This is a genomic window from Kaistella sp., from assembly GCF_032060305.1.
Taxonomy (GTDB): domain Bacteria; phylum Bacteroidota; class Bacteroidia; order Flavobacteriales; family Weeksellaceae; genus Kaistella; species Kaistella yananensis.
The window spans coordinates 1-11,599 of the sequence record NZ_DAMBHK010000073.1; the positions used below are offsets into that span (position 1 = coordinate 1).

At 39.6% G+C, this 11,599-nt stretch carries 10 protein-coding genes; 6 read left to right on the plus strand and 4 right to left on the minus strand.

The annotated features are described in order from the left end of the window. Positions 1-775 (minus strand): DPP IV N-terminal domain-containing protein (locus V5N63_RS09755; RefSeq protein ID WP_332033791.1); only part of this gene is annotated, 775 nt, incomplete at its 3' end. Between the two features lie 67 nt (positions 776-842). Next, a complete protein-coding gene (locus V5N63_RS09760) occupies positions 843-1,538 on the minus strand; it encodes a phosphatase PAP2 family protein (protein WP_332033792.1) in 696 nt (231 codons plus the stop codon). A gap of 214 nt (positions 1,539-1,752) precedes the next feature. Here V5N63_RS09760 and V5N63_RS09765 point away from each other — a divergent pair, with 214 nt between their 5' ends. Together V5N63_RS09765 and ygiD are read left to right on the plus strand one after the other, a co-directional pair. Then, positions 1,753-2,262: a YceI family protein gene (locus tag V5N63_RS09765; protein ID WP_265143580.1), complete on the plus strand. Its 510-nt coding sequence runs from the start codon at positions 1,753-1,755 to the stop codon at positions 2,260-2,262. A gap of 84 nt (positions 2,263-2,346) precedes the next feature. Then, the gene (gene ygiD, locus V5N63_RS09770; protein WP_332033793.1) at positions 2,347-3,174 is read left to right on the plus strand and encodes a 4,5-DOPA dioxygenase extradiol; all 828 of its coding nucleotides are present in this window, start codon (positions 2,347-2,349) and stop codon (positions 3,172-3,174) included. 64 nt (positions 3,175-3,238) lie between these two features. Here ygiD and V5N63_RS09775 read toward each other — a convergent pair whose 3' ends face one another. Together V5N63_RS09775 and V5N63_RS09780 are read right to left on the minus strand one after the other, a co-directional pair. Next, positions 3,239-3,847, minus strand: coding sequence for a hypothetical protein (locus tag V5N63_RS09775; RefSeq protein ID WP_332033794.1), 609 nt, complete (start codon positions 3,845-3,847; stop codon positions 3,239-3,241). A 22-nt stretch (positions 3,848-3,869) separates the two neighbouring features. Beyond that, positions 3,870-5,498, minus strand: coding sequence for an acyl-CoA carboxylase subunit beta (locus V5N63_RS09780; RefSeq protein WP_332033795.1), 1,629 nt, complete (start codon positions 5,496-5,498; stop codon positions 3,870-3,872). Between the two features lie 353 nt (positions 5,499-5,851). Here V5N63_RS09780 and V5N63_RS09785 point away from each other — a divergent pair, with 353 nt between their 5' ends. From V5N63_RS09785 to V5N63_RS09800, 4 genes are read left to right on the plus strand one after another with little or no spacing between them, the layout of a single operon-like run. Further along, the gene (locus V5N63_RS09785) at positions 5,852-6,751 is read left to right on the plus strand and encodes a DMT family transporter (protein WP_332033796.1); all 900 of its coding nucleotides are present in this window, start codon (positions 5,852-5,854) and stop codon (positions 6,749-6,751) included. Then, positions 6,751-7,830 carry a PorV/PorQ family protein gene (locus V5N63_RS09790; protein WP_332033797.1) on the plus strand — a complete coding sequence of 360 codons (1,080 nt, stop codon included), beginning with the start codon at positions 6,751-6,753 and terminating at the stop codon, positions 7,828-7,830. The genes V5N63_RS09785 and V5N63_RS09790 overlap by 1 nt, the downstream gene beginning before the upstream one ends. A gap of 12 nt (positions 7,831-7,842) precedes the next feature. Next, entirely contained in the window at positions 7,843-10,680 is a 2,838-nt protein-coding gene (locus V5N63_RS09795; protein WP_332033798.1) for a T9SS type A sorting domain-containing protein, read from the plus strand. 32 nt (positions 10,681-10,712) lie between these two features. Then, a complete protein-coding gene (locus V5N63_RS09800) occupies positions 10,713-11,486 on the plus strand; it encodes a hypothetical protein (RefSeq protein ID WP_332033799.1) in 774 nt (257 codons plus the stop codon). Positions 11,487-11,599: the final 113 nt, after the last annotated feature.

Genomic DNA, 11,599 nt, shown 5'->3' on the forward strand with positions numbered 1-11,599 from the left:
CTTCAATATTCAGGAAGGTTTTTTTCTGGGAATTAATGTCATACACGCCCAAAGTCACCTGATGCGAAGTATTTCCCGCCATTGGATATTTAATGTTGACATTTTTTGCAGGAGTTGAAGCCCAGTCGATGATCGGGTAATCAGTGACCATACTTTCATCCATTCTGTAAAATGCAATCTTGTTATTGCTCGGAGCAGCGAAAATTCCGCCATCAATACCAAATTCGCTTCGGTGTACGGCCTGCCCATTTACAATCGCTGTATTTTCATCATCTGTAATGGCTACGGTTTTGCCGTTTCTGTTAACGAAAAGATTGTTCTTTACGGTATAAACGATGGTTTTGTTATCGCAGAGAACCTTTACATTTTCTGCGCCTTCATTCAGTGCAGTCCATTCTGTGATTTTCCAATCCGAACCGGTTTTTTCAAGCCGGAAATACCTCCCTTCTCTGGTAAAATATCCTTTATCTTTTCCGGTAAACTTTACCTGCGGAAAAGATTTGAGTTTTTTATCTGCAGCAAGATTTTTATTGAGCTGATATAATGAAACCAACGTATCGGCTTTCATGCTCTGTACTTCAGTAATCAGATAAGCATTTTTGGTTCCCTGGATATAAGATTTCGCATCATCACTCCACGAAAACTGCGGAATACTTTTAATTGCCAGATTGCTGCGCAGTCCGTTCACTGCTTCAGCCATGGTATATTTCTGGTTCTGCGCAAACAATAAGCTCCCGAAACCAAGCACTAATAAAGGTAATTTTGAAAATTTCATTTCTTAAATTTAATGTGCTAAAAATAAAAAATAAAAACGAATCTGTTAAGGAATGTTAATTTGTGCGCTAGTAAATGATTCCGGCAAAAGGATCGCTTTCACTTTTTTGCCTGTTCCATCGGTACTGATGGGTCCAATATGCGGCTTTTACCGATAAGATTCCCAAACCTGCACCGAACAGCACATCGGAAATGTAATGTTTGTTGTTTGCCATGCGCATCACACCGATTCCGCTGGCGAATGCATAAGAAACGTAAGGAACCCACTTATGATTTTCACCATACTCAATGGCGAGCATGGTAGCGCCTGCAAATACGTTTGCGGTATGACCCGACGGGAAGGAAAATGCGGTGCCGTCCGGACGGGTTCTTTTCAGGGTGGTTTTTAGGACATAAACCAGACCGAGGTTTACGAACTGGGCTTTCATTAAAATCGCGGTTCGGTTTTTCCAGTCGGTACGGGGTTTCATTCCTCCAAGTTCGAAACCGTAAAGCGCAAAAAAAGGCGCAAACTGGGCATAATCATCAAGATGATTGGTAAAACCGAAAAGATGCTCGTTACGTTCTTCTAACACCTCATTTTTCAGGGATTCTCTGCCGTTTCCATCGAAAATAATTCCGGAGGTCATCAGCGCAACCGGAACAATGGTTTTTTTCAAATTAAAACTCAAAGGACGGTTTTCTATCCCTAAGCTGTCTTTTTGCTGAGCATAATTCAGGATAAAAACGTTGAAGAAAAGAACAAACGAAAGCCAGCGGTTCATACGTAAAGTTTACTCAAAAATACTGAAAAGAAAACCTTACTGCGTTAAATAATATTAAATTTTCTTACAAATATGTTTTATTGGATAAATTTAGAGTGTAAATAATCGCATCATAAGATCAGTGATCTTTCTTATCTTACATCAATGCAGGAGATTGGTGCTGAAGTTATCTTTGCAGTATCAAAATTAAATAACAACCAAAAAATAAAATATTATGTCAACAAAATGGAATTTAGACCCGTCGCACAGTGAAATTACTTTCAAAGTAAGACACATGATGATTTCTAACGTAAAAGGTGAATTTAAAAACTTTAACGTAGATCTGGAAAGTGAAGACGAAAACTTCAAAAATGTAAAAGCAAGCGCAAGTATTGATACTTCATCCATCAGTACTAACAATACCGACCGAGACAATCACCTGAAATCAGCAGAATTTTTCAATGCGGAGGCTCATCCCCAAATTACCTTTGAAACCGATTCTTTAAATGAGGAGGTTACCGGAAATCTTACGATTAACGGTGTTACAAAACCGGTGAAACTGGATGTTGATTTTGGTGGAATTAACGTAGATCCTTGGGGGCAGACCAAAGCTGGTTTCTCTTTCGAAGGAAAAATTAATAGAAGCGACTTCGGTCTTAACTGGAACGCAGCGCTGGAAGCAGGTGGTGTAATGGTTTCTGACGAAGTGAAAATCGCAGGTGAACTGCAGTTCGTAAAAGCATAAAAGTAATTCATAGTTTATTTTTTTAGAGTTCACCAAAGTTTTTATGCTTCGGTGAACTCTTTTCATTTTTAAATAATTATCAGGATGAACCTTAACGATTTAGAAAATATTTCTCAGCAGTTTACCACCACCGAAAAAATGCCGGTTCTGTTTCTCGGGCATGGTTCGCCGATGAATGCCATTGAAGAAAACCAGTTTGTGCAGGGTTTTCGTACTATTTCCCGGGAAATCCCAAAACCCAACGCCATTCTGTGTATTTCTGCACACTGGTTCACGAACGGGACTTTTGTTACCGCAATGCAAAACCCGAAAACCATTCACGATTTCTATGGCTTCCCGAAAGAACTTTTCGAGGTGCAGTATCCTGCTCCGGGAAATCCTGAACTGGCTAAGGAAACCGCAGAACTCCTGCTTCCCGAAATCGTGGAAGAAGACCACAGCTGGGGCCTCGACCATGGTGCGTGGAGCGTTATTAAACATTTGTACCCGAACGCAGAAATCCCTGTAATCCAGTTGAGTATTGATTACACCAAACCGCCGCAATATCATTTTGACCTTGCAAAAAAACTACAGAAATTAAGAGAAAAAGGAATTCTCATCATCGGCAGCGGAAATATCGTGCATAACTTAAGAATGATTGACTGGAAAAATATTAACACGGTAGGTGCCGGCTGGGACTGGGCTGTTGAAGCGCGCGAAAAAACCAATAACTGGCTTTTAGACGGCAATTTCCAGAATCTTATTGATTATCAAAAACAAGGAATTGCACTGCAAACCGCGGTACCAAGTCCGGATCATTACCTGCCTCTTATTTATTCTTTAGGTTTGAAAGAAAAATCCGAAAACCTCTCGCTGTTCAACGACGAACTCATCGGCGGAAGTTTGAGCATGACCAGTGTGAGAATTGGTTAAGATTAAAGTTAAGGTAAAAAAAAGATTCAGAAATATTCCTGAATCTTTTTTTTATAAGTGAAACTTAGTAGAATTTCCAGTAATTCGCATCATAAGTTTTAGTAAAGTTCCGCATACATTTTGATGATGTTACGCGCAACATCAGCGTTTTTATCCCGTTTTCTTTCGAATAGCTGAACTGAGGCGTATGCTCAGCAGCTTTTATTTCATCTCCGTTATCATAAACAGCGGTCCATTCATATTTCAGACTGGCTTCCGTTTTTGCCGGAACAAACGATACCACCCCATCGCTTACTTTCACTTCCCTGAAACCGTCTAAACCTATATCACAGCCGGTAGAAAACGCATTAATTTCCTGCGAAGGCGGCGTTAAAACATCAACTGTTTTACTGCAACGCAAAATTCCTTTATCAGAAATCATTTCCAAGGAAAGAATGGTTTTGCCGGGGGCGTTGCCTTTTATTTTAACGGTATTCTGTTTTACATCACCTTCCAGGGTAATATTTCCACCGAACGAACTCCACTGATGGCAATCGTTGCACTGTGCTGTATTATTTTTTATGGTATAAACGTGGGATTCACCTACCTTGATCTGCGGGCTGCCTTCAATAAAACACTGCGAAAAACCGTAAGTAAAACTCAATAATGTGAGCAGGAATAGAATTTTTTTCATGATGAATGATGTTTATTTATATTTAAACCTGAATAACGCCTAAATTAAATTTTTCTGTAATCGGCGCATGATCAGCAGCTTCAATTCCCATGGAGATCCAGGTGCGCGTGTCGACCGGATTAATAATAGCGTCGGTCCACAGTCTTGCAGCGGCGTACGTAGGTTCGGTCTGTTTCTGATATCTTTTCGAAATTGTATCGAGGATTTCCTTATGTTCTTCTTCGCTGATTTCCTTTCCCTGTTTCTTTAAAGTAGATTCCTGAATTTGGGCCAAAACTTTTGCAGCCTGGCTTCCGCCCATTACTGCAAGCTCGCTCCATGGCCATGCAACGATCAGTCTTGGATCATAAGCCTTACCACACATCGCATAATTTCCTGCCCCATAAGAATTTCCTGTGATGACGGTAAATTTAGGAACAACAGAATTGGCTACCGCGTTCACCATTTTCGCACCGTCTTTAATAATTCCGCCGTGTTCTGATTTGGATCCTACCATAAATCCGGTAACATCCTGAAGGAAAATCAACGGAATTTTTCTTTGGTTGCAGTTGGCAATAAATCTTGTCGCTTTGTCAGCAGAGTCTGAATAAATCACGCCCCCAAACTGCATTTCACCTTTTCCGCTTTTTACCAGTTTTCTTTGATTGGCGACAATCCCCACGCTCCAGCCATCGATTCTTGCTGTGGCGCAGATAATGGTTTTACCGTAATCCGGTTTGTATTCCTCATATTCGGAATTGTCGACAAGGCATTTAATAATATTGTAAGTATCGTACTGATCGGCTCTGGACGCCGGCATATGTCCGAAAATATTGCTGATATCTTCTTTCGGGGGGAAACTTTCAATCCGGTCGAAGCCTGCTTTCTCATAGCTACCAATTGTTTTCATGATATTCTTAATACGGTCCAACGCGTCTTGATCGTCTTTGGCTTTATAATCGGTAACTCCGGAGATCTCGCAGTGCGTGGTTGCACCTCCCAAAGTTTCATTGTCGATGTTTTCACCGATGGCGGCTTTTACAAGATAACTTCCGGCCAAAAATATAGAGCCTGTTTTATCTACAATCATGGCTTCATCGCTCATAATCGGGAGATAGGCACCGCCGGCAACACAGCTTCCCATGACAGCCGAAATCTGTACGATCCCCATGGAACTCATTTTCGCATTATTACGGAAAATTCTTCCGAAATGTTCTTTATCTGGAAAAATTTCGTCCTGCATCGGCAGATAAACACCTGCAGAATCTACAAGATAAATTATTGGTAATTTATTTTCCATTGAAATTTCCTGGGCCCGAAGATTCTTTTTCGCAGTGATCGGAAACCAGGCGCCCGCTTTTACCGAAGCATCGTTCGCTACGATAAGACACTGTTTTCCTGATACATATCCCATCACGACAACAACACCTGCACTTGGGCAGCCGCCCTCTTCTTCATACATCCCATAACCTGCAAATCCACCGATTTCTATGGATTCTGAATTTTTGTCAAGAAGGTATTCAATTCTTTCGCGGGCGGTTAATTTTCCTTCGTCGCGCTGCTTTTGCAAACGTTTTTCGCCCCCGCCTTTTTTTATCTCTGCAAATAACCTATTGATTTCTGCAAGTTTTAATTTATTTTGATCTTCTCTTTTATTAAATTCGATATCCATCCGTGAAAAAAATTTTTCTAAAGATAAGATTTTTAATTGTAATTCCTTTATTGATAATGCTTTGCAGTAAATGTTTGAATCACAGAAAATTAATTATCATATTTTAACATTTAATAACCTTTTTTTGGAAAATATTTACGCAGATTTCCCGTTACAGATTTACAAAACCTAAATAGTTTCATAAATTTTTTGAATTCAGTTCCTAATTTATTTTTTTAATAGTTTATTATTTGAAGGCCCCAAAAGTTCAACAGACTTTTGGGGTTTTTGCTCCTTAATTTATTGCTATCAAATTCAATATTTTAACTGAAATTTTAAAAGAGATTTGTAGATTTGCATGAATTGAAAAAATAATGGCAGTGTTAAAAAATTCCGCGCTTTTCAGGTTGCATCTTATCGTTTTTTTATGGGGTTTCACTGCAATTTTGGGGAAACTCATTCATGTAAATGCGCAAATCCTGGTTTTTTACCGAATGCTTTTTGCTGCGTTTTTTCTTTTTGTCTTCATCCGTTTTTTCAAGCGTGACAGCTTAAAAATCTCCCGGAAACTTTTGATACAGCTTTCAATCATTGGTGGATTCATGGCTTTTCACTGGCTTTTTTTCTTTCATTCGATAAAAGTTTCTAATGTTTCAATTGCGCTGAGTTGTCTTTCACTATCTACTCTTTTTGCGGCGGTTTTAGAACCCATTATTTTCAAACGGAAAATCGATATTTCCGAAGTCATCATGGGAATCGTAATTGTGATCTGTATGGGAATGATTTTCAAAACCGAATTCCATTACAAAGAAGGGATTTTCTTTGGGATCCTCACTGCCCTCTTCGGAACCATATTTTCAGTTTTCAATGGTAAAATCTATGGAAAAACGAGTTCTGGAAACATCATCTTCTACGAAATTTTTGCAGGATTCCTTATTTTAAGCGTCTTTTACCTTGTAACTGGGCAAATTAGCCAACTTAATGAAATAAGTTACCGTGATTTATCGTTAATCTTATTATTGGCAAGTGTTTTCACCGCTTTCCCGATGTTGGAATCGATAAAACTGATGAAATACATCTCTCCGTTCACTTTAATACTCACTGTTAATTTAGAACCTGTTTATGGGATTATTCTTGCTTTTTTTATCTTTGGTGATTCAGAGCAGATGAGTCCGGTATTTTATATTGCCTCTCTCATCATGATTTTAGCCATTGTTGCCAATGGAGTTATTAAAGCAAGGAAAACAGCAAACACACAAAAAGTTGAAATTTGATGAAAAAAATATTCTTTGGACTCTTTATTTTTTCAGGAATTTTTTCTGATGCGCAGATCATCAGGAAATACTCCAACGAATTTCTCAATATTGGTGCAGGCGCCCGCGGACTTGCGATGGGCGGTGCGGTAATTTCGAACCAGAACGATGTGTATTCGCCTATGTGGAACCCGGCAGGTTTAATTGATATTGACCGCGACTGGCAGGGTGCTGCAATGCACGCCGAATATTTCGAGTCGATTGCAAAATACGATTATATTGCTTTTGCGAAGCCTTTGGATAATAACGGTGGCGTTTTCGCCATTTCAGTTGTTCGCCTTGGAGTTGACAATATCCTGAATACCACGCAAATGATTGATTCGGAAGGGAACATCGATTACGATAAGATCAGCAGTTTCTCACAGTCTGATTACGCGGCACTCCTTTCCTATGCATTCCGACCTGGCAGTCACCGGCTATCAATTGGTGTAAATGCAAAAATGGTTTACAGAAATGTAGGAAAATTTGCAAGCGGTTACGGTTTTGGGTTTGATCTTGGAGTGCTTTATAACGCTGACAATGGCATAAATTACGGCGCAATGCTGCGGGATGCTACTACGACAGTGAACTTCTGGACCGTGAACCAGGATGAACTTTCGGCAGTAGTTAATGGCGAGGAATTCAATCCTGCGCCAAAAGATAAAATGGAAATCACGATGCCGAAACTGAATTTGGGAATCAGCAAGAATTTTGAGATCAACCGTGATCTGGAACTACTCCCGGAAGCCGGTTTGAATGTTGATTTTGCAAAAACAGCCGCCGTGATTTCAACAGATTTTGCCAGTATCACCCCTTACGCAGGCGCGGAACTGAAATTTCAGGACATGATTTTCGTGCGTGTAGGCGTGAACAGATTTCAGAATATTACCGATATCGAAAGTTTAAAACGCAAAGTTTCTTTTCAGCCCAGTGCGGGAATCGGCATTAAATATCAGGGCCTCACACTTGATTACGCCATTACCAATTCCGGGATTGGCGGCTCTAATTTTTACTCCAACTTTTTCTCCTTAAAACTCGACATGGGAGATTTCCGGAACTAATTCCACTTTCCTATGAAAAAAATCTACATCCTCGTCCTTTCTGTATTTTATACACTCGGTTTTTCTCAACAGCTCGATGCTGAATTGTACGAAATCAATTACCAAAGTGGCTTAGATGCCCGGAATTTATTTAAATATAACGATCAAATTCTTTTCGCCGGTGCCAAAAATGATATGTCGCCAGGGTATTGGAATATGAATTACGAACTTTGGTCTTACAATTTCACCACAAAAAAAACAACGCTTCTGAAAGAGCTTGTGCCGTATGCGAGCTCACCTTTCGGGCACGATCCCCAATTTCTTTTATTTAAAGGAAAAACCTACTTCCTCGCAGAAATAAACTCCAAATATGAACTTTGGGAAACTAATGGAACTACGGACGGTACCCGGAAGGTTTTCGGATTTCCCGATAATTATGTCATGCAAATGACTTCAAATACGGAAAAAATCATCATTACCGGAAATAAAACAGTTTATATTTCTGATGGTTCAACGGCAGGAACTCAACTACTTATGCCGACGGCAGGTGAACTAGAGAAAAAACCGTTTCCTTACCAGTCTTATTTTGTGTTTGCCGCAAAAGATGCATCGTATAAAAATGAACTTTGGATGACCGACGGCGGTACTTCGGGCACCTTTAAAATAAAATCTTTAGATACAAATGACCAGCTGACCGTACATGTAGATCTGGACTGTTATATTTTAAATGGTCAACTGTTTTTCTACGGCCAGGACTCAAGTGGAACTAGAAATGGTTTGTGGGCCCTGGATAATGCCACAAAAAAAGCAAAGTTTATTTTTAAGACCAATGGAGTGAATTCCGGCAAGGTTCTGAACAATAAGCTTATTTTCTTTGGTAACACCTCAACTGACGGTAATAATCTTTTTGCCACCGATGGAACTGCCGAAAACACGAAGGCTTTAAACGCTACCATGCATTTTGCAAGCTCGGTTAATGAAGGGACAGGTTTGCAGATTTTGGGAGATTCGGTTTACTTTTTCCCGAATATAAACGAACGGAACAGGCTGTGGAAAACAGACGGTACCATGGCGGGAACGGTTTCGACAAATATCATAATCCCGGATTATGCTCGCCCGAATTTTCTGAAATATTTTCCGGAAAATAAACTTCTGCTCCTTGAAAATGCCTCCCATAACTTATTTTATCTGCTTGATGAAAATCTAAATGTAACCGCCCTCAACGAAACACGACTGCACGATGCGGTTGAAAAGGACAACAAACTGATCTTTAATCTGTACACCAAAAAATTTGGTCTGGAGTTATCTCAGTTCGATCCGGCTACTGCAGAAATTTTACTTTTTAAAGACAGTCAACATGAAATAGGAAGTTTCCCGTCGAACCTGCAGACCACGGCACAAAACTCTCTCATTTTCACCGCTAATGATGGTGAGTTTGGAAACCAGTTTTACAGCATTACCACTAAAGGTGACATCCCAAAAGTCATTAAGCAAAGTCCGAGCTGGAACAGCGTGCCAACGGGCGATCTTTTTAAAGTAGGCACATATTATTACGTAAAACCTTCGGAATATACGAGCGCTTTGGCAAAAACAAACGGTGAGGAAACGCAGACGCAGTTTTTATCGCTTCCTCAAACTTTTGACAGTTCTGCTTCTTTTGGAAATCTCAATGATGAAGCGCTCATCGTGACGACCTACAGCTCCAATCCGGAAAAAAACATTCGCGTCTGGAAAAACAATGTAGAGAGTAAGACCGTAGAACTCATCAAAGAAATCCCGACTGGTTCCACAGTTCAAAACGCCAAAAGTATTTCATACAAAGGCAATGTATATTTCACGGTGTATACGGCAGATTACCAAACACAGATCTGGAAAACCGACGGCTCCGCGACCGGAACAAAAATCGCTTTCGACATTCCGGATAATGATTACTACAGCAATGTTCCACGACTTTTACAAGTCTTTGACAATCATCTATTAGTGGCTAAAAACACGAAACTCTGGGCCTTTAATGGAGATACCGAGCAGATAAAAGAAATTCCTTTCCCCACAAATGACTGGGGATACGGCGACTGGAATGTTGCCGACAATACGTTAATCGATGATGGGAAATTATATATTTTGTCTCAGCTCGGTTATGGAAGTGTTTTCAGATTTAATGATCTGCAGTCGGAGCCCACCAATCTGCTCAGTGCTAACTTTTTTGGGACCCAGACTTCCTTTAAAAAATGTGGAAATCAGATTTATGTCGGAAACGGAACATATGACGATAAGCTGCGCGTGCTTTGGAGCATTAATACCGCGACCTCTTCGGCTAAAGAAATCATCAACTATAATGCTGACGCTTCGATTTCGAATTTAACATGTGCGAAAGATTATCTATATTTTCTTCGGGAAAATAACCCGCAGGTTTGGCGGACAAACGGCACCACTGAAAGCATTATTTCGCTGCCGCTTAATGTTTTGAATGACGAACAGATCGCTTCCGATGATCAACTTTTAAAATTACATTCTTATGATGACAATATTTATTTTGTGGCAAAAACCAAAAGTTCCGGCACAGAACTTTATATGGTGAAAACCGAATTGCCAGTTTACCTCAGTACAGGAAATGCAGCGATGGGAGGCGAAAAGATCAAATTAATCTTATACCCAAATCCAGCAACATCATTTATTAAGATCAAAGAAAACCAAGCCCCGCAAATCGAGACATACAAAATATTTGACACAACGGGAAAACAAATCCTGAGTGGAAAATATACCGGTCAGGACCAATCCATCGATATTTCGCGGTTGCTCACCGGAAATTACATTATGGAAATCACAACTAAAAACGGAAGCCGGTTTTCTCAAAAATTTATTAAAAAATAAACATTCTTAAGTTAAATCAAACATAAATTATCATGAAAAAAATCCTGCAATTATCGTTTATCATTCCTTTTGCTGCAGTTTACGGCCAGAATATTTCGAATTACGAATATGTTTCTGTAGCAAGCAAAACCGGGAATTTAGAATCTGGTAAATACGGGTTGAGTGGGATTTTAAACTCAAAACTTAAGGCGGCGAAATACGAGATCATCAGTGAAAGCAATGAATCATGGCCAGATGCTGCCAAAAATAATCCATGCGGTGTGCTGAAAGCAGAAATTGAGGATACCAGCACCTTCCTAAAAAACAAAATACAGGTAAACTTCAAAGACTGCAGCGGAAAAACTGTGGCTTCGTTTGAAGGAAAATCAAACATCAAAGAATATGAGCCCGGATTTAAAGATGCTTTAAATGTGGCATTAAGAAATCTGCCTGCTTCAAATCCTGAGAAATTGGCAGTTACCAATGTAACTCCAAAACAGAACGTAGCAATTGCAGCCGAACCTGTGAAATCAACATCAAGCCAAACCCAAATAAGCAACGTAAAAACCGGAAGCAAAGCCCAAACTTTCAGTAACGGTACATTAAATTTAAACAGGATCTATATTTCAGAAAATCAGTTTATTTTGGTTAGTCCAAATAATTCAACGCCATATGCGATTTTTAAAGAGTCTACTAAAAAAGAGGTGTACAGAATTCAACTACAGGATGGTACGCAGACTTTAGGATATCTTGAAGATGGAAACATTATTATTGAAGTTGCCAATAATGATGGCAGTTTCAAAAAAGAAATTTTCACACAAAAATAATCCCTTACTGATTATCATTAAAATACTCCCAAACTAAGCCGCCACGGTTTTTACCAAGAATTTCCTCTAAAGTTTCTCTTGAAGATTCTTTTACTCTTTTTACTGATTTCAGT